At 61.6% G+C, this 18,014-nt stretch carries 15 protein-coding genes; 3 read left to right on the top strand and 12 right to left on the bottom strand.

The genetic code is table 11. The annotated features are described in order from the left end of the window. Nucleotides 1-15: 15 nt before the first annotated feature. A complete protein-coding gene (locus tag CWS72_RS17580) occupies nt 16-987 on the top strand; it encodes a polysaccharide pyruvyl transferase family protein (RefSeq protein WP_158240700.1) in 972 nt (323 codons plus the stop codon). On the opposite strand, the gene CWS72_RS17575 is transcribed toward CWS72_RS17580, so the two are convergent. Together CWS72_RS17575 and CWS72_RS17570 are read right to left on the bottom strand one after the other, a co-directional pair. After that, the gene (locus CWS72_RS17575; protein WP_101251934.1) at nt 951-3,224 is read right to left on the bottom strand and encodes an acyltransferase family protein; all 2,274 of its coding nucleotides are present in this window, start codon (nt 3,222-3,224) and stop codon (nt 951-953) included. The two genes, CWS72_RS17580 and CWS72_RS17575, sit on opposite strands and share 37 nt — an antisense overlap. Next, nucleotides 3,217-4,320, bottom strand: a complete 1,104-nt coding sequence (locus CWS72_RS17570) for a glycosyltransferase family 2 protein (protein WP_158240699.1) — start codon at nt 4,318-4,320, stop codon at nt 3,217-3,219. The genes CWS72_RS17575 and CWS72_RS17570 overlap by 8 nt, the downstream gene beginning before the upstream one ends. Before the next feature lie 338 nt (nt 4,321-4,658). Between CWS72_RS17570 and CWS72_RS17565 the strand changes: the two genes are divergently transcribed. Together CWS72_RS17565 and CWS72_RS17560 are read left to right on the top strand one after the other, a co-directional pair. After that, entirely contained in the window at nt 4,659-6,044 is a 1,386-nt protein-coding gene (locus CWS72_RS17565) for a lipopolysaccharide biosynthesis protein (protein WP_101251932.1), read from the top strand. Beyond that, entirely contained in the window at nt 6,041-6,421 is a 381-nt protein-coding gene (locus tag CWS72_RS17560) for a hypothetical protein (RefSeq protein ID WP_101251931.1), read from the top strand. The genes CWS72_RS17565 and CWS72_RS17560 overlap by 4 nt, the downstream gene beginning before the upstream one ends. Nucleotides 6,422-6,443: 22 nt before the next feature. On the opposite strand, the gene CWS72_RS17555 is transcribed toward CWS72_RS17560, so the two are convergent. The 10 genes from CWS72_RS17555 to CWS72_RS17510 form a co-directional block, all read right to left on the bottom strand. Then, entirely contained in the window at nt 6,444-8,393 is a 1,950-nt protein-coding gene (locus CWS72_RS17555) for a glycoside hydrolase family 55 protein (RefSeq protein ID WP_101251930.1), read from the bottom strand. Beyond that, on the bottom strand, nt 8,332-9,570 hold the full coding sequence (locus tag CWS72_RS17550; protein WP_158240698.1) for a glycosyltransferase family 4 protein: 1,239 nt from the start codon (nt 9,568-9,570) through the stop codon (nt 8,332-8,334). The genes CWS72_RS17555 and CWS72_RS17550 overlap by 62 nt, the downstream gene beginning before the upstream one ends. 26 nt (nt 9,571-9,596) lie before the next feature. Next, nucleotides 9,597-10,307, bottom strand: a complete 711-nt coding sequence (locus CWS72_RS17545) for a P-loop NTPase family protein (RefSeq protein WP_101251928.1) — start codon at nt 10,305-10,307, stop codon at nt 9,597-9,599. Continuing rightward, on the bottom strand, nt 10,304-11,788 hold the full coding sequence (locus tag CWS72_RS17540; RefSeq protein ID WP_101251927.1) for a GumC family protein: 1,485 nt from the start codon (nt 11,786-11,788) through the stop codon (nt 10,304-10,306). Before CWS72_RS17540 ends, CWS72_RS17545 begins: the two co-directional genes overlap by 4 nt. Before the next feature lie 372 nt (nt 11,789-12,160). Continuing rightward, entirely contained in the window at nt 12,161-12,904 is a 744-nt protein-coding gene (locus CWS72_RS17535) for a polysaccharide biosynthesis/export family protein (RefSeq protein WP_101251926.1), read from the bottom strand. 14 nt (nt 12,905-12,918) lie between these two features. Then, the gene (locus CWS72_RS17530; protein WP_241911787.1) at nt 12,919-13,689 is read right to left on the bottom strand and encodes a sugar transferase; all 771 of its coding nucleotides are present in this window, start codon (nt 13,687-13,689) and stop codon (nt 12,919-12,921) included. Between the two features lie 177 nt (nt 13,690-13,866). Then, entirely contained in the window at nt 13,867-14,895 is a 1,029-nt protein-coding gene (galE, locus tag CWS72_RS17525; protein WP_101251985.1) for a UDP-glucose 4-epimerase GalE, read from the bottom strand. 146 nt (nt 14,896-15,041) lie between these two features. Next, nucleotides 15,042-16,484, bottom strand: coding sequence for a sensor histidine kinase (locus CWS72_RS17520; RefSeq protein ID WP_158240697.1), 1,443 nt, complete (start codon nt 16,482-16,484; stop codon nt 15,042-15,044). A gap of 58 nt (nt 16,485-16,542) precedes the next feature. After that, nucleotides 16,543-17,352, bottom strand: coding sequence for a response regulator transcription factor (locus tag CWS72_RS17515; RefSeq protein WP_241911786.1), 810 nt, complete (start codon nt 17,350-17,352; stop codon nt 16,543-16,545). Then, nucleotides 17,285-17,803, bottom strand: a complete 519-nt coding sequence (locus CWS72_RS17510) for a hypothetical protein (protein ID WP_146002790.1) — start codon at nt 17,801-17,803, stop codon at nt 17,285-17,287. The genes CWS72_RS17515 and CWS72_RS17510 overlap by 68 nt, the downstream gene beginning before the upstream one ends. Nucleotides 17,804-18,014 lie beyond the last annotated feature (211 nt).

Below are 18,014 nucleotides of genomic sequence, written 5' to 3'. Positions count from 1 at the left end.
ATGGAGGTCCCCCTTATGTTGATCAATCTGTTCGATACGGCGATCGAAAGCGATAATCTCGGTGATCATTTCATCATGGACGCGGTCTGGGACAGCGTGCGTGCGCTTTTTCCCGACGCCGCCTTTCGGCGAACGCCGACCCATCGCAGGGCCTCGTTTTCGGAGATCAAGGCCGGACGGAAGGCGGCCTTTTCCGTTGTCGGCGGCACCAATATCCTGAAATCGCACATGCTGGTGCGCGGCAACTGGCGCATCACGCCGCTCGATTACCTGAGTTGGCGCGATGTGGTCCTGATGGGGGTCGGCTGGCAACAATATGGTGGCGAGGCCGACGGTCCGACACGGTTGTTCTTTCGCACGGTTTTGTCAAAAACCATGCTCCATTCCGTCCGCGATCTGCATACCTACGAGAAATTGCGCCACCATGTTCCGAACGTGCTTTATACGGCCTGCCCGACGATGTGGATGCTGGATACGCAGAAATGCCGCCGGATTCCGGTGCGCAAGGCCCGTCACGCCATTTTCGCGGTGACCTACTATCGACCCGCGCCGGAACAGGACCGTCTGTTGTTCGAAATGCTCAAACGCCATTACGAGACCGTCTATTTCTGGCCCCAGCAAAACCAGGATTTGCCCTACCTGCATGAAATCGGCGTGCGTGATTTCGTCCCCATCCCCCCCGACGTCGCGGCCTATGACCGGATCCTCGAGGAGGAAGACGTGGATTTCGTCGGGGCCCGGCTGCATGGCGGCATCCGCGCCTTGCAGCACGAACGCCGCGCCCTGATCATTCCCGTCGACAACCGGGCGGCCGAGATCAGCATTTCCACCGCGCTGCCGGTGGCCTCGCGCGATGATCCCCAGGCCGTCGAGCGCTGGATCACCCATCCGAATCCCACGGCGATCATCCTGCCCACCGAATCGATCGAGCGCTGGAAGGGGCAATTCACTCAGGCCGCCGCGCCGCGGGCCATGGCGCTGCGATAGATTTTGAGAAGGCCGGCCGTATGGGCGTCCTCGGTCGGGGCGTTTTCCCAGAATGCACGATAGGCGGCGACGCCGGCCTTCCAAACCAGCCAGTCGTCGCGCGTCAACGCCAGGCAGCGGGTCAGGTCGGCCGCATTTCCGCTTTCGAAACGCCAGCCGGTGACGCCGTCCTCGATACGCTCGGCGGCGGCCGAGATGTCGCTGACGATGGCCGGTATTCCCCGGGCCGCCGCTTCCGCGACGGTCAATCCGAAGGTCTCGTACCACAGGCTGGGAAAGACCAGACAACGCACTCTGGACAAATGCTCCTGGACTCCTTCGGCCGATAGCCAACCGGTGACGGTCATGCCGGGAATGGCTTCGATGTCGGCCCTCAGCGGCCCATCTCCGACGAAGGTGACGGCCATATCCAGCGAACGGGCGGCTTCGGTCAGCAGTCTGACGCCTTTTTCCTCGTCGAGCCGGCCGACATAGAGGATGTCGCGGTTTTGGGCGACGGGAACCGGTTCCGCGCGGGGGACGCCGATGAGATTGGGCAGGGGGTGCATGTGGGCCCGGGCGGGCAGATGGGGCGCCAGGATCGCCGCCGATCGTTCGGAAAGGGTAATGTAGTGCGCGACCGCCACCGGAAAACGGCCAAGGCTGCGCTGAATAGCCCCCCGTGCCACGCGGAACAGCTTATGGCCGTAACGCCGCTTGTCGCAGTGCGTGAGGATGCAAGCGGGAGACAACGGTTGACGGGTGCAGGGCTTCAACTGCGCATAGTCGAAAAAAGCGCCGTTCGGGCAGGCGGAAAAGAAGTCGTGCAACGTGCAGATGACCGGAATGCCCAGGCGTTTCGCCGCCCGGACGGGACTGGTGGTGAGCGCCTTGGTATAGCCGTGCAGATGCACGATCGTCCGCTCGCGCGGCAGCGTGCGGAGAATGGCCGACACCTTGCGGCCGGCCTTGCCGTTCCAAAGACCTTGCAGGATGACCCCCGGATGTCGCGCGACATCGAGCAATTGCGGCTGGTCCAGGCATTCGACGGTCAGCGGCGATTGGCGAAGTTCGGGGCAGACGGGTCCCACGGCGCCTACGAAAACCACCCGGATGCCGGACCGGGCCAGGCCGATGGCCTCGTCGATGGCGACCTTGCTGGCGCCGCCCTGGACGTGGCAGAAATCGTTGAGCACGACGACCGTCAGATCGCCGGAATTCGATATCTCTGAGCTTCGGGGCGGGCGGCGGAGACCCAGCCGTCCGATCAGCGCCCGTCCGAAGGCGATTCCCGGTGCTTCGATAGTGCGTTCGGCCAATGCGGCCAGCACGACGACCGTGACGACGACCGCCGCCAGGCCGTCCCAGCCGGGACGGTAGAGGTCGAACAGCAATGAAAGCTGGATGATCGGCGCGTGCAGAAGATAGACGCCATAGGAGATGTCGATCCGCAGCCTGAGCCTTGGCGTGTAAAGGGCGAGGGTGGCGACCAGGGCGCCGACCGCCAGGGGATAGACGACCAGCGGCCTCCACGGCATCAGAAGGGTGACGATGACGGCAAGAGCGATGCCCTCGGCCAATCCGATGTAGCGATTGACCGCCAGGATGTGCCGATAGCGATAGGCGGCGATCCCCAGAACGAAGAACTGCATCTGTCCGGGCAGCTGTTTGGCATAGGTGACGTAATCGGCGTTTTCCATGATTTCCCGATAGAGAATCGACAGGAAAAACAGGACGATCAGGACTTTTGCCCCCCAGCGGCCGACCGCTCGCCAAAGAAAGGGCACGGTCAGATAAAAGGCGAACTCGATTTTGAGCGTCCACAGGCTGGCGTTCAGACTGGGGTCGACGAGGCTGCTCAGGGCCCCTTGGCCGACATCGTGCTGCAGGAAATTGGCGAAGAGCGCATTGGCCAAAAGATAGCGCGCCATCGCCCCCAGATTGGCGAGGAAACCACCGGGGACGAGAAGACCAAGGACGATCGTCTGGGCGGTGACGACGGCGATATAAAGAGGATAGATGCGGCAGACCCGTTTGATGAAGAAGCGCTTGATGTCGGGATCGCGATCGAAGCTGTTGGTGACCAGATATCCGCTGACCACGAAGAAACATTCGACGGCGGTGGCCGCATAGTTGAAAGGCCAGGCCGGTGAAAATACGCCGATGAAGGCCTTGAAATGGCCCAACACGACAAGAAGCGCCAGAACAAGGCGAAGAACGGTGAAATTGTTGTCGGCGAATTGCTCTTCGCTACGCATCGGACTCTCCCGGTTGGCTGGAAACGACGATCAGAGGGAGGCGGCAGGCCCGCGTGGCGATCTGCTCGATGGTCCGCGAGGCGGGGCGTGAGAGCAGGCGGTCATGAAGGCGATGCAATAGGCAGGTCAGCGCCATCGGATGCAGGGTGAGCAGGGCCGCCGTCGCCAGCCAGTCTCGCTGGCTGAAGGCATCCTTGGCGCGGAAATATCGATCCAGGGACTTCAGTCTGCGATTGCGAGCAGAGAGAAGCATTCGCTGCCGGCGCGTCAGGACATGGCTGGTCTGTTGGAAACAACGCTGGTTCGCATTAAGGACGCTTTGGAAGTCGTAGCCTATCCGCGTCGGACTCGACCATTGTCGGGAGAGTGATCCAAATGGCTGTGTGTAATAATAATATGGAATGTTGTAAATAATAGACTTTCCAGACATTAGATAAAATTTCAAAATATGAAGAAAATCCTCACCGCACCGTACATTTTCTTCGTATGCGGGCTTCATCTTGCGAATGAAGTCGGTTCTGGTTACGGGTTTCAGCATGCCGAGATTGAAATTGTCATATGCGTCGGAGCCGATCAGGAAATCGTCGAAGGACAATTCCCAAACGTCATCGTCTTTGGACCAGGCGGAGGCAACGACTTGATCGGCTCCCGCGTCGTAGAGGAATTGGTTGTCGGCGACCATGTCGGCCCGCCGCCGCTCGGCCAATCGGGTCAGGGTGGAGAGGCGATCCTCGTGGTACCAGTCGTCGGCATCCAAGACGGCCAGCCAGCGCCCCTGGGCGACGGCCGCCGCCCGGTTCATGGCGACCGATTTTCCACGATTTTTCTTGTGACGCAGGACGCGCACCCTGGGATCCTCGGCCAATAGGCCAAGGATCGTTTGCCACGAGGAATCGGTCGAGGCGTCGTCGACGATGACCAGTTCGATATCCCGCAACGTTTGGCCAAGAACGCTGCGGGCGGCACGCGGCAGCGTGGGGCCGGCGTTGAATGTCGGAATAACGACCGTCGTTGATATCTTATCGGAGGAATGGCGGGCTGGACTGACCCAAAAATCCTCTTCCTCGCGCATTTTGAGCCCGACATCAGTCAACATCGTGGAATCCTCCGGCAAGACGACGGCTGGAGCGCCGCGCGATACGGAGAGGCAGGCCGGGAGATCGCGATAACTGATTGGCGACATCTATATTCACGACCGTCAATCCGCCTTATTATGGAAATTTAAAAAAACAAGCACTATTTGATGGCGCTTATAGAGAACAGCGTCCTTTTATTTTCCACTTTTAAAATGGACATAAGGCATATCCACGATGCGAATATTTACACTTTGTTCGCATCAAGGCGGTGTGACCTTGTTGTGACCTGCTTAATTTGCGATGCGGGATATGTTCTCGGGTGTTATGGCATTGCTCTATCCAACGGGAAGGCTTTGCGATGCGCGACACCTCAGCACGCGAAATGGGGATCACACCCGGACGGCGCGGCCTGGCGGGGGTGCCGGGGGCGTTGATCCGGCGGATCCGGGATATTCTGGCGCGCCGGCCGTTCCTGAAGAACGTCTCGATCATGTTGGGCGGCGCGGCCGGTGGTCAGTTGGTCAGCATCCTGCTGTCGCCGCTTCTGACGCGCCTCTATTCGCCGCAGCAGTTCGGAATTTTGAGTGTCTATTCCGCCGTGCTGGCGATTCTGGTGGTGATAGCCTCGCTGCGTTACGAAATGGCCCTGCCTTTGACACGCCTGGACGAGGATGCCGCCAATCTGATGGCGGTCTGTCTCTGCGCCCTTGCCGCAACGACGGCGGCCGTCGGCTCCGTGGTCTTTCTGCTGCCCGGGCAAATGATCGAGGCATTATGGCCCCTGCCGCTTTTCTCGGAGAGGATCGGCACCTACCGGATTCTGCTGGTGGTGGGGTATGTCTGCCTGGGCGGTTATTTCATCGCGCTTTATGGCGCGACGCGAACCGGCGCTTTCCGGGCGATCGCCAAAACCCGCTTCGGCCAGGGAGTGGTCGGCCCCCTGTCCCAGATCGTCCTTGGCCTGCTGGGCGTCGGAACGCCCGGGCTGCTGCTCGGCTTCATCGCCGGTCAATCGGCGGGCACCGCCGGTCTTTTCTATAACGTCGCCACCGATCGTCCCGGCGCCTGGTCCAGCCTGTCCTGGCGAAGAATGCGCGGACTGGCCGCCCGCTACTGCCGTTTCCCGCTGGTCAGCAGTTGGGCGGCGCTGATCGATGCCCTGGGAAGCAGCCAACTCCTCTATCTTCTCATTTCGCTTCAATATTCGGCCAGGATCGCCGGCTACATCTTCCTGGTCGAACGCGTCGTGTCGCGTCCGCTGGCCATCGTCGGTACGTCGATTCTTCAGGTTTTCATGAGCGAGGCGGGCAGGACCGCGACCTCCGATCCCGATAAGTTGAAAAGCCGTTTCCGGCAGGTGGTTTTCAGGCAATTCTGCCTTGCTGCGGCTTGGGTTCTGGCCGCCAATCTCGCCGGAGCGCTGCTGTTTCCGACGGTGTTCGGCGAGGAATGGATCGAAGGCATCGTCTATTTGAAGGCGATGAGCCTGGGTTATCTGGCCCAGGCGCTGGTTCAGCCGGTCTTTCACACCCTGCAGATTCTTGAAAAGCAGATCCTGGCGGCCGGTTGGCAAATCGGACGGTTGATTTTCACCGTCGGGGTTTTCGAGGCCGGGGCCAGGCTGTACGGCTTCGACGCACCCTGGGTCATCGCCGGCTACAGCGCCGCTCAAGCCCTCTGCTGCCTGGTTCTACTGGCGCTGATGGCCCGGTCCATCCGGCAACTGAAGAGGAAAGAGCCATGACATTTCGGTCCATCCTGTTCGGCTGCGCGCTCGCCGTCCTCGGTCATGTCCACGCCGAGGCGGCGCCTTTCTGCGTCGAGACCTCCGGTATCCCGTTGCGGTGCCTCTACACCGATCCGACGTCCTGCCAGCAGGAGGCAAATCGCAACGGCGGGCGCTGCGCCGTCAATCCGGCGGAATTCGTGCCTCCGGTCAGCGCCTTGCCCTATTGCCTGGTCGAAGCCGGTGGCGTGACGTCCTGCGTCTTTGCCGATCACGCCACCTGTGAACGCGAGGTGGCGCGGCGCGGCGGCGCTTGCGTCGCATCGACACCGGTTCCACCGCCGGGTCGGCCACCCAGCCCCGGCGCCGACCCCTATCAGACCAAACGGCCCTAAATCCGAGCTGAACGCAATGAAATCAGTCCTTTAGCCCTGGAACAAACCGACCAAATCCCCGTTCCGGAAAATCGGTGACGGCGACGGGGGGACGGGCGTCGCCGGAACCGCGACCGACGTAGATCGCATAGCGACTGCCGCTGCGCAGCGACTCCTCGGCAAAGGAGGCCGAGAGCGATGCCCCATTGTTACGGAAGGCCGGAACCGAGGCGTCCGCCCCGTCGCGGACCATATAGACCAGGCCGCCGAAGATATCGGTCAGCGCCCCCGAGGAATTATCGACGATGGTGTTGATGCCTTCAGTTTTCAGGCCCAGAACGGACAGCGGACTTCCGCTGTTGGCGATCCTGACGCCTCCGCCCTCGGTGTCCAGCTGGCGGGCGAACAGCGGAGCGGGGCCGGCCGTCAGGATCTTGCCGCAGCAGACGTCTTCGAGGAACACCCGGCCGCCGCCCGCCTTGCGGTCCAGCAGGGTGACGCCGGCCGAGACCACGTCCCTGATGGCGACGTCCCGGTTTCCGGCTGCCTCGATGGCCAATTGATCGCCCATGTTGCTGTTGTCGAAGGCCAGCCGTTCGATGGAGAGCGATTCTCCGCCGGAAAGGATTCGCATCATCCCGGAACCGCGGCTGAAGGTCGGCAGACGTTTTGCCAGCACCTTGATCGTGGAATTCATGCCGACGATACGGCGCAGGCTGGAGGGTATCTCGACGGCGTCGCGGATGGTGTAGGTGCCATGCGGCAGATAGAGGACCGGCGCGCCGGTCGCCATCGCGCTTCGCAATGCGTCCGTGGCATCCTGGTCGGCCGCGCCGGTGGCGCCGAATCGGCCCGGGCTGACCCAGGTGGAAAGTGGAAGGTTCCCCGCCTCCGGAAAGTCCGCCAAGGGTATCCGCCAGTCGGGCGGCGAAGCGGCCGTCCATTGAGATCGCCCGGCCAGGATACCGTCGATTTTTCCTCCCGATAGGGTCAGGCCGCGGAAAATGGCGCGTCCATCGTTGCGCATGAAGGATCCGACGTCCGGCGCGTTTCCCGGACGGACGTCGTCGAACGCCATGAAACTCTTGTCTCCGGCATTGATGACGGTGGGCGAGGGAGCCCGGATTTCGATATCCCGGATGGCCAGGGCGTTCTGACTGTTCTGAAGGGCCGCCGTGGTCTGATCGTAAAGCCGGATATGTTCGAGGGTCAGCCCGTATTCGGTTTGCGCCGTGGCGATTCCCGTGGCGAAACCCTGCACGGTGACGTTCTGAATGAGCGCCGGACCTGGCCATTTGCGGGTCATCGACAGACCGACGGCGCCGCTTCCCGACTGGGCCCGCAGTGTGACGTTGCGGACGGCGCCGATATTGTTGGCCAGGTAATCAAGGGCGATCGCTCCGGAATTTCCACTTCCGACATCGATGGTGAGGTTTTCGACGAAATTCATATAGGCGTCGTTACCTTCGCCCAACCCGTTGTAATCCTTGCCTCCGCTGGTGGCCGTGCCGTCGTGGAGCTTGGAGGTGGTGAAGACGACCGCCTGGGGGTGCTGGGGATCGCCATATCCCGCCGCATGGTCGGGCAGGCGGATGATGGTGCCGGTCTGAGATTCGCCCAGCAGGAGAAGCCCCGATCCGAATTTTCCGGTCTGATACCGCTTCACCAGCGGCGATGAGACCAGATAGGTCCCATTCGGCACATAGACGATTTTATCTTGCCAGAAGGTGGTGCCGGTATCCTCGCCGCTGGCCGCGATGGCCTCCAGGAAAGCGGCGGTGTCGTCGGTCCGGCCGTTGCCTTGCGCCCCGAAGTCCTTGACGTTCAGGAAGCCGGCATCGGCTGGAAAGATATCGGCGCGCGCCGCCCCGGGGATCGCCAGCAGGACGAGTACGGACAGACAAGGGATGTATTGCATGGCTTCGTGCGTCCTATTGTGCTGCGGCCATTCGAGGAAGACGTTCGGCCAGCAGGGCTTCGTAATGGCCTTCATAAGCCTCGATCATGCGATCGACGCCGAAACGGCGGGCCAGGGTTTCAGAGCGTTCGGCAAGATCCGGAAGCGCATTCGCGTCCCGGGCGATGCGCGTCATGAGCGCCGCCAGGGTCCTGGAATCGCCCGGCGGGAAAAGAAATCCGGTCTGGCCGGGTTCGACGAATTCCGGAATGCCGCCGATATCGCTGCCGATCAGGCTCAGTCCATAGGCCGCGGCCTCGACGATGGTGACCGGGGCGTTTTCATACCAAAGGGACGGCAACAGAAGATGACCGGCCCAGGCCAGCGCCGCCGCCTTGGCTTCGCCGTCGAGGAAACCGAGATAGCGGATCCGCCCGTCCGCCGCCGCCGCCGCCCGCACCCGTTCCTCCAGCGGGCCCTTGCCGGCGATCGCCACTTCGATCGGGAGTTCCTTCGGCAGATGGGCCATGGCGTCGAGGACCACCGACACGCCTTTTTCGTTGGTCAGCCGGGTCAGCATGAGAAACCGCGTACGGCTTTCGGCGGATCGCCGGTCGCGTATCAGATGACGGTCGTCGGGCAGCGGGATGCCGTTATGGATGACCGCGCGATTCCTTGCCCGCAATCCGTTGTTCTCGTGCATGTCGAGCAGAAAACGGGACGGGCTGGCAAAGAGATCGACATACCGGGTCGTTCGCTGATGCCAGCCGCGATAAAGGCGGCAATGCGCTCTCGGCCGCGTGCAGAGCTTCCAGTCCGCCGTCAGCAGGAAGGCGCGGGGGCAGAGGAGGTGGTAATCGTGGGCGGTGTGCAGAACCGGAATGCCGGCCTCTCGCGCCCGGCCCCAGACCGCGGCCGACAAGCCGTCGATCAGGTGGCTGTGCAGGATCGCCGGACGGGAGCGTTCCATGATGGCGCGCAAACGGTTCCCGGCGGCCCCGTTCCAGGCATCCCGGGCATGCCACAGCCATTTGCGCGGCCCCCCTTTCAACGAGCGCTCGAAAGACCAATAGAGGTTGGGCGGAAAGAATCGGATCACCTCGACGCCGTTGCGGATTTCGGTCGGGTAGGGTTCCATTTGGGGCCCGCAGGTGGATACCACCGTCACCCGATGACCGCGCCGCGCCAATCCTTCGCACAGATAAGCGACGATGCGTTCGGCTCCCCCGGCCATGATCGGCGGGTAGATATTATTGACAACCATGACATGCATTTGCACCCCCTGCCGCCGGGCTTCGTTCATAACAGTCGGGCCATCCATCGCGGGATGTGGTCCCGGCGATCGTGTAAAACGGCTCCGAGAATGGGACGCCCGCAGCGAGCCAGCATCTGCCGCAGCCGGATGGCCGCGGCGCGCCTGGTTTGCTCGGCCTCGATGACGAGGACGTTCCCATCGACATGTCCGGCCAGAACCGCGCCCAGCGGGTCGCCGTCGGCGGGTGGGGCAACCACCACGACCATATCGAAATAGCGGCAGAACTCTTCGAGATGGGCGCCGATCTCATCGACCTTGGCCAAGGAATTGCTTTTACCGGTCCAGCTTTGCAGATCGGCGAGATACATTTCCTGACCGTTCACCTTGATCAGATCGTCATTCATCGGAGTCGGGTGATGGGGCCCCATTTCCCCGGCCGGTGAAAGGGGGCCCAACGGACTGGTCCACTGCGACGGCGTGCAGTTGAGGACGAGCAGCTTCTTGCCGAGAACGCTGGCGGCGGCCCAGGCCATGTCGAGGGCGACCTCGGCGCTGCCCGAGCCGGCCGAGGCGCCGACGAACTGGATGGCGACACCACGGTCGGCGGAAAGCGCCGTGTCGATGCCGAGATAAAGCTCGATCAGATCGACCACCGGCAGATCGTCCGGCACCATCCAGTCGGTTTCGCGCAAGACATGCGTGGCCCTGGCCAGATCCTGATCGACGTCATTTGGGGCGAGGCTCAATTTCTTCATTCGGAGGTGCCTCCAAGCGCGAGAATTTCCGGAGGAATGCGATGGGTGCGCCGTTCCAGGCTGGCGAGGACCGGGAGATCGAGCAGGAAAGCGACCTGTTCGGCGGTCGAGAAACGATCGTCGAAGGCTTCGCGCAACAAGGCCACTCCGGCCGCCAGCAGGGCGCCGCCGAAGACACAGGAAAGCAAGGTGATCAGCTTGCGCGGACGAACCGCCTTGTAGGGTTCGGTCGGCGCGCTCAGCACGACGGCCGGCGAGATGCGCTGATCGTTGAGGTTGCCTTTGACCCGGGCGTCGGCGAATTGCAGCGACAGAGCGCGATAGGTTTCCTCGGCGATCTGATGTTCGCGCATCAGATCGTTGAAGGAACCACGATTCTTGCGCAGTTCCCCCAGCCGCTGATCGATCGCGGCGATCTGTTCGCCGAGGACGCGCACTGGCTGGGAATTGCTGTCCGCCTCGGCGGCGGTTCGCATGTAATCGGTCTGGAGCGTCTGATAGACGGTGTTGGGAACAGAGGTGGAGCGGTGGTTGAGCTCGGCCGTCCTGGCCGCCACCTCGGCCTCGGCCGTGGCGATACCCGCCTTCAAAGAGGAAAGAGCGGGGCTGTCGGGTGTATAAGTGGCCAACATCTGGCTTTGCTTGGTGCGCAAATCGGCCAATCGGGAGCGGGCGTCATCGAGGGCGCGGTACTTTTCGCTGCTGGCCGATTCGGGAAGTTTCTCCGGCACCTTGCGCATCAAGGTCTGCAGTTCGGCCTGACGGTGCTGCGCCTGCGCGAGATTGGCCTTGGCGGTGTGCAGATCGGTGTCGAGATCGCCGCGTTGGCCGAGCAGATCCTCGACCTCCTTGTCATAGTCGGTGATGCGCCACCGACTCTTGAACTGCTCGAGCGCCGTTTGCGCCGCGGCCAGCCGGTCGCCGGCCTGACGGACCTCGGTGGAGAGAAAATCCTGGTGGGGGTTGTGGTAAATCTCGGTTTGGCGAGAGACATAGAGATCGATCAGCTTCTGAACCAGCTTGGGTGCCAATCGCTTGTCCGGATGGCGGAACGACAAGGTGATGATGTTGTCCTGCTGCCCCACCTCCACCGACAGACTGTCGAGGAATGTGGTAATCGCCTTGTCCATCGGCGTCCCCCTGGACGGCGGCGATTCGACGATGTCCGGATAGACGGTTTGCAGTCCGAAGGCCTCGATGGCGGCTCGGGCCAGATCATGGCTCTGGAGAATCGCCGCGTGGGAAAGAACGATCTCGCGACGGTCGGACGGGGTCATCTCGGTGGCCGGCGATCGGTCCACTTCCGGAGTGGATCGATCGCCGAAGGTGATCACCAGTTGCGCCACCGATTCATACTTTTCCTCGGCGAAAAGGAGATAGGCCCCGCCACCCAGGACGACGGCGAGGAACAGGCCGATGAAGCAGCGCCATTGCTTGGTGAAGACCGTCAAGGCTCCATAGGGCATGAGTTGCGTGGACATTCCTTATCGTCCTTTCCGTTCTTCCGCTTTGCGTACTAGGGCGTGTGGACATTTGGTAATCGGCCAGATTCTCTTCGTCCTCTTGATCGTTCCGGTGCGCTCCAGCTTTTGATGAACCACCAAGGCACCAAGACACCAAGGTGGCGGAGTGTGCCACCGGCATTTTCCCGTCCCGTCATCGGCTGTCGGCCGAATGCCTGCGGCGCAGATTGGCCGCCGCCGACCGATCCGAAAGACGCCTTGGTGTCTTGGTGCCTTGGTGGTTCAAAATATCCGGGGTTTCCTTTCAAGCCATTGGGGAACCAGAGGCAACGGGAGAAGTCTCAAGGCGTCCCATCAAGGGAGCATGGCCGTCATGAATGTCCACGCGCTCTAATGACCCGTCGAGACCGACGAATTGACGTTGTAGGAGAAGCCCCAGTTGTAGGGAACGAACTGCTGAACGAACTGGTTCCAGAAGGTGTAGGCTTCGTAGACCCCGGTGCGCGGCACATAGACGACGTCGTACTGGGCAAGGCGGACGTCGGCTTCCGGATGCTCGCCGGAAATGGCGTCCGGATAATTCACGGCGAGGGCTTGCGGTTTGTCGTCGGTTCCCCGGCGCATGATGAAAACGCCTGCGCGGGCCGCGCTCAGCTTCACGCCGCCGGCCCTGGCGATCGCCTGGCTGACCGTCAGATTGGGACCGACGGTGATGAATTCCCCCGGATTGGTCACTTCGCCCGCCACATAGACCCGGTTGGGAGCGAAGGAATGGACGATGACGGTGATCTGGGGACTGCTCAGAACCGCTTTGTATTTTTCCCGCAGCGACGCCGAAATTTCCGTCGGAGTAAGGCCGTAGGCCGGAACGTCCTCCGCGACGGCGGTCGAAATCATCCCGTCCGGGCGCACCACGACCTCCTCGCTCAACTCCGGATTCAGATACATTTTGACGTCCAGCATGTCGCCGACCTGCACCTTATAGGGCGGCAGCACCGCCGGGCCGCCGGCTTGCGGCGAGGAAATCGCCGGAGCCGGCGGCAGGTCCTCCTTGCTTTGAGCACAACCGCACAGGACGACGAGCAGGCAGATCCCTATCGGTGGCGGTCGCCGCCGGCGAAGGCTCGTGGTCATTTCTCCTCTCACGATCAGTAGGCGCCGCTGCGGCGCAAAACGGCAAACGGGGTGCGCAGCAGGATGAGGATGTCGCGGGCGAAGGACCAGCTTCGGGCGTAGTGCCGGTCCAGGTCGACCCGCTGGCCATAGCCGACATCGTTGCGGCCGCTGATTTGCCAGATGCCGGTGATACCGGGCCGGCAGCGCGCATAGTCATGAAAGGCGGCCCCATACCGGCGCACCTCGTCGGTGACGATAGGGCGGGGGCCGACCAGGCTCATGTCTCCGGCGATGACGTTGAAGAGCTGCGGCAACTCATCGAGGCTGGTCACCCGCAACAGGCGTCCGACCGGCGTGATCCGGGGATCGTTCTTCAGCTTGAAGTCGCGTTCCCATTCGGCACGGGCCGTCGGATCCGACGCCAGAATTTTTTCGAGCACCTTGTCGGCGTTGGGAACCATTGTGCGGAATTTCCAGCATTTGAAGGTCCTGCCGTGGGCTCCGATGCGTCGATGGCCATAGACCACCGGCCCGCCGTCCCGGCGGGCCATGACCGCGATGCTCAGCAGCAGAGGCGACAGGAGGGCAAGCAGAAAGGACGTGGCGACGACGTCGAAGAGCCGCTTGCTGATACGATGGGCCGGCTCTTTTAGCCGGACGAACCGTCCCCGATCGATCGGGCTGCGGTCGATAGCGGCGGCATGAAGGCGCCGCCAGTCATATCCACCTGAAAAACCAGGCAAGGAGGCTGATGCCAGTGCCTCCCTCTGCAACATGATGCTTGTGATATGTTGCAATCCCATAATATTCCTCCGCATCTAGAGGCTGCTGAATATAGTGTTTATTCAAATACTATATTCGCAACCAGTGTCCATGAGGTCGCGGCTATTGTTTCAATAGCGATGGGAGGATAGCGTTTAACTGAATGGCGGAGGTGTGTCCTTTTTGTGGTCGAAAAATCTTGCGGTGCACAAAATGCGTCACGATGACCGTCGGCCAGTCTGCCGGACGTCGGATGACCGGTAGCGTTCATGCCAATCCCAGGCGGTGGCGATTTGTTGTTCGAGCGAGGAATAGGCTGGACGCCAGCCAAGAACCTCTTTGGCGAGCGAGGCGTCGGCCACCAGCATGGCCGGATCGCCGGGGCGACGGGATCGCATCCGGCTGGAGATCTGCCGTCCGGTCACCTTGATCGCGGTATCGATCACCTCGCGAACGCTGGCGCCTTTCTCGTTGCCGAGATTGAAGGCTCTGGCGCGGATCTCCCGCTCCAGATGTTTCAGGGCAAGAATATGGGCATCGGCCAGATCGCAGACATGCACATAGTCGCGAATGCAGGTTCCGTCATTCGTCGGAAAGTCGCCACCGTAGATCTCGATATGGGGCCGCAGCCCTGCCGCGACGTCCAGGACCAGCGGCACAAGATGCGTCTCTTTCGGGTGGGATTCGCCGATATCGCCGTCGGGCGAGGCGCCAACGGCGTTAAAATAGCGCAATGACAAGGATTTGAGGCCGTAGGCGCCGCCGAAATCCGTCAGGATCCGCTCGACCATTCCCTTGCTGGCGCCGTATGGGTTGACGGGCCGCTGAGGATGCATTTCGGGAATGGGGATTTGATCCGGCTCGCCATAAACACCGGCCGAAGAGGAAAAAACGATTCGATGGATCGCGCATGTCCGCATGGTTTCCAGCAAGACGAGCGTGGCGGTCAGATTGTTCCGGTAATAGATGACGGGATCGACCACGGATTCTCCGGCGGCGATCAAGCCGGCGAGATGAATGACGGCCTGGGGCCGATACTGCCGCATGACCGCCTCAAGACGCGCCCCGTCCAGAAGATCGCCGGTCTCCAAGGGGCCCCAGCGGACCGCCCAGGCATGACCATGCGAAAGATTGTCGTAGGAGATGGGACGATATCCCGAAGATGCGAGGGCGCGGCAGACATGCGCGCCGATGTAACCGGCTCCGCCGGTGACCAGGACAGACCTCGGTTCCTCCGAACCCAGCATGATGATTTCCTCCGGCAATTGGCTTTCAGTAAGCGAATGCATGGGTGGTTAGGTCACGCCCATCGGGGCAGGGGCATGAGCCGTTTGCCGGTCGACCATGCGCAATGCCGGGAAGGCCCGCCAGTGATCAAGTTGTGGCCGGGGGCTCACCAACCATGGCTGGGCAGGCAGACATGGATGCGCAAGCCGCCCATGGGGCGGTTCGAGGCGGATACCCGTCCCCCCAGGGCCTCGATGTGGTGGCGAACGATCCATAAGCCGAGACCCGCATGCGCCGGAGCGCGCGGGTCTCTTCCCTGCCCGGGACGACAGGAGAAATTCCGTTCGAAGATATGGTCGATCTTGTTGGAGTCCACCCCGGGACCTTCGTCGTCGATGATCAGGTCGATCTTATCCTTCGATTTGTCGAGGGTCGCCGTGATGGTGGCGCCGTCGACCGAAAAACCGGCGGCATTGTCGAGGATGTTTTCCACCACGATGTCGAGCATGCCGTCCGGTGCCAGGACAAAGGCGTCCTCGTCGAGATGTCGGACGAAACGCAGCTTTTTTTCCGCCGCGCCGTCCCTTGCGTTGCGCAGTCCTTCGGCGACCACCTCGGTGAGGTTGATCAGCAGCTTCGGCGCTTCGATGAAATCCGCCGTATCATGCCCGAGTTGCTGCGCCGTCGAAATCAGGGCGGAAAGCCTTCCCAACGCCGAATCGATCAGTTGAACGGCGCGTTGAGAGCGCTGGTCGTCCTTGGGCACGGAGCGGCGAAGCGGCTGTAGGGCCGAGCGGATGACTGCCAGCGGAGCCTTTACCGCGTGGGCGTTATCCTCGGCCGTGCGTCGGATGTCGGAGGCCGCACGGTGAAGATCGTCCACCAACCGGTCGAAGTCCCTGGCCGCGCTGACCAATTCCGGCGGAATGTTGCGGCCGGCGAATGCCATGGCTCCGACGCCGCCGCGGCGAATTTCCCGTGCCACTTTCCGGAAATGGCGCAAGGCGCGACGGATGCCGATGGCGACCAGCAAGGCGAGGGCGGCGAAGACGAGATAGATGAGCGCCGCCATCCTCACATTGTCGGTCTGCCAGTAAGGACGGCCGAAAGCGGTGCTGAGAAAGGCGGAACTGTTGTTGGCGGACACCAGGACCCAGCATCCCCGCCGCCCGTTGATGGGAATGATCGAGGTCAGGATTTCTTCCGCGCCGTTCATCTGCTGATAGCGGATCTCCACCGGTTTGTCCCAGCGGCAGGAATCGGCCAACGATTTCAAGATGCCGTGCCGCCCCAGGACGTCGAGGTCGGCCCCCATCTGCGAGGCCGATATTTTCGGGGCCGCGGCGATGAAATAAAAACCTTCGCTCCCGCTCTTCAACTTCGGCTGGAACATCAATTTCAGGATCGTTCCATCTTCGGAAAAACGCTCCAGCGAGGCCGCCAGTTCCGGGCCCGCGAGATCGTCGGAACGATCGAGGATGGGGGCCAGCGCCTGCGCGACGAGCCAGCCGTAATGCCTGATATTCTCCGCGACCAGATTGCGGGTCTGCCGGTCGGCCTTTTCGAATTGTCCGTAAAGAACGATCGGGAGAGCCGCGAAAATCCCCACCAGAACAACCAGTTTGATCGTCAGGGACGACGAAATCTGGCTGGCGGCGCGGCGGATCCTAAGAAGGGACCGACGCCGCCGGCTTCCAGCAATATCCGAACGCGGGAAAATTTTCGATTTCCACGAAACCGGCATCGATCGCGCGAAATTTGTTGCGGATACGTTTAACCGATGATCGGACATTCGTTCGATATCCATCTTCGCCGCTCCCGGCAATAAAACCGCAATGGTGAACGCAGTCGTAGATCGCCCGGTAACTGACGTGGTCGCCGGCATGTTCGATCAAACGCCGGACGATGTTGAACTCCGTGACCGTCAATCCGACGTCCACATCCTGCCAGTAGGCTCGGCTCAGGCGGGGGCGCAATTTCAACGGACCGTATTCGATGACCTCCTCGGTCGGCATGTCGGGCGGCAGTTTGGCCGCCTCGGCAATGAGCCGCGCCCGTTTGGCCAGCACCGGGATGCCCCTGGATTTGTCGATGAAATCGAGTGCGCCGCGGTCGAGCGCCGCCATTTCATACGCCGTCCCGGAAAGCGCGGTGAGAATGATGACCGGGATTTTGACGCCCTGGCGGCGCAACTGCGCCAAAAGGTCGATGCCGGGAAGTGTCGGCAGGTTCCAATCGAGAATGATCACGTCGGCGCTGTTTCCCGCGCCGAAATAATCGAGCAGGAAGGGGCCGTCCTGGAAATCGGTCACGGCAAAGCCGTAGTCACCGAGTTCGGCGCCCACCACTTCTCGAAAATCGTCGTCGTCGTCAACCAGCGCTATATGAATGTTGTCCTCGTCGAGACGGTCATTCGGTTGCGACGGTGGCGCCGAATTTGGTTTCGCAAAGCTGCTTCGCTCCAGCATTGTGGTCATCGCTCGTCACCTCATAGGAAAGAACGCGAAAGGCTCGGGTTTCCACCTCGGGATAAAAAGCGAGGTTCAACACGCAGTTCCGATTGCGAAAACGCCAAATTTTGCCGGGGGGATGATCCTCGACGATGGTGGGAGCGCCCAGTTGCGCCTGAACCGCGGTCTCGTCGAGGCCGATCAGCTGCACGGAGGGTTGCTCCGGTGAGGTTCGGTTTTCTTCCTTCTTGCCGTCGCCATTCTTGTCCTCGCCACGCCTGTGTGCGGATTTGGCCGTTGATTGTTGTTTGGAAACGGCGGGCACATTTTGCGTCGTGGCGTTTGGCGGCGACGCCTCGGCCGCCGCCGGGGGAATGGGGGGTTTGGGTTCGGGCACGGGAAAGCGTGCCGTTTCGCAGCCGCTTAACAGCAGCAACGCGAAACCACCGATCAGCCGAAACCCTGGTACACACGTCATAATGGGCCCCACCTTCGCGACGTTCTCGTGAACCTGGCTTGATGTGCGGCCGTTTCCTGCAAACCCTGTTTTTTGAAAATCTTTTTTTGAAACACGTCACGTCCATGGAAGGTTCCGGTATCCTCTCCGCCTTGCCGTAAAGACCCGCTTATTCAAGCATGACCTGGGCGCCGCCCCTTGTGAGAAAGCTGTGACCGTCCGGCGACCAGGC

The sequence above is a fragment of the Telmatospirillum siberiense genome, from assembly GCF_002845745.1.
Taxonomy (GTDB): domain Bacteria; phylum Pseudomonadota; class Alphaproteobacteria; order Rhodospirillales; family Magnetospirillaceae; genus Telmatospirillum; species Telmatospirillum siberiense.
This window is presented reverse-complemented; position numbering and strand designations above follow the sequence as displayed.

What these genes read in the sequence shown, in the direction of transcription:
- CWS72_RS17580 (WP_158240700.1), top strand. Translation starts at nt 16, where the DNA reads ATGTTGATCAATCTGTTCGATACGGCGATCGAAAGCGATAATCTCGGT.
- CWS72_RS17575 (WP_101251934.1), bottom strand. Translation starts at nt 3,224, where the DNA reads ATGCGTAGCGAAGAGCAATTCGCCGACAACAATTTCACCGTTCTTCGC.
- CWS72_RS17570 (WP_158240699.1), bottom strand. Translation starts at nt 4,320, where the DNA reads ATGTTGACTGATGTCGGGCTCAAAATGCGCGAGGAAGAGGATTTTTGG.
- CWS72_RS17565 (WP_101251932.1), top strand. Translation starts at nt 4,659, where the DNA reads ATGCGCGACACCTCAGCACGCGAAATGGGGATCACACCCGGACGGCGC.
- CWS72_RS17560 (WP_101251931.1), top strand. Translation starts at nt 6,041, where the DNA reads ATGACATTTCGGTCCATCCTGTTCGGCTGCGCGCTCGCCGTCCTCGGT.
- CWS72_RS17555 (WP_101251930.1), bottom strand. Translation starts at nt 8,393, where the DNA reads ATGAAGGCCATTACGAAGCCCTGCTGGCCGAACGTCTTCCTCGAATGG.
- CWS72_RS17550 (WP_158240698.1), bottom strand. Translation starts at nt 9,570, where the DNA reads ATGCATGTCATGGTTGTCAATAATATCTACCCGCCGATCATGGCCGGG.
- CWS72_RS17545 (WP_101251928.1), bottom strand. Translation starts at nt 10,307, where the DNA reads ATGAAGAAATTGAGCCTCGCCCCAAATGACGTCGATCAGGATCTGGCC.
- CWS72_RS17540 (WP_101251927.1), bottom strand. Translation starts at nt 11,788, where the DNA reads ATGTCCACGCAACTCATGCCCTATGGAGCCTTGACGGTCTTCACCAAG.
- CWS72_RS17535 (WP_101251926.1), bottom strand. Translation starts at nt 12,904, where the DNA reads ATGACCACGAGCCTTCGCCGGCGGCGACCGCCACCGATAGGGATCTGC.
- CWS72_RS17530 (WP_241911787.1), bottom strand. Translation starts at nt 13,689, where the DNA reads ATGGGATTGCAACATATCACAAGCATCATGTTGCAGAGGGAGGCACTG.
- galE (WP_101251985.1), bottom strand. Translation starts at nt 14,895, where the DNA reads ATGCTGGGTTCGGAGGAACCGAGGTCTGTCCTGGTCACCGGCGGAGCC.
- CWS72_RS17515 (WP_241911786.1), bottom strand. Translation starts at nt 17,352, where the DNA reads ATGACCACAATGCTGGAGCGAAGCAGCTTTGCGAAACCAAATTCGGCG.
- CWS72_RS17510 (WP_146002790.1), bottom strand. Translation starts at nt 17,803, where the DNA reads ATGACGTGTGTACCAGGGTTTCGGCTGATCGGTGGTTTCGCGTTGCTG.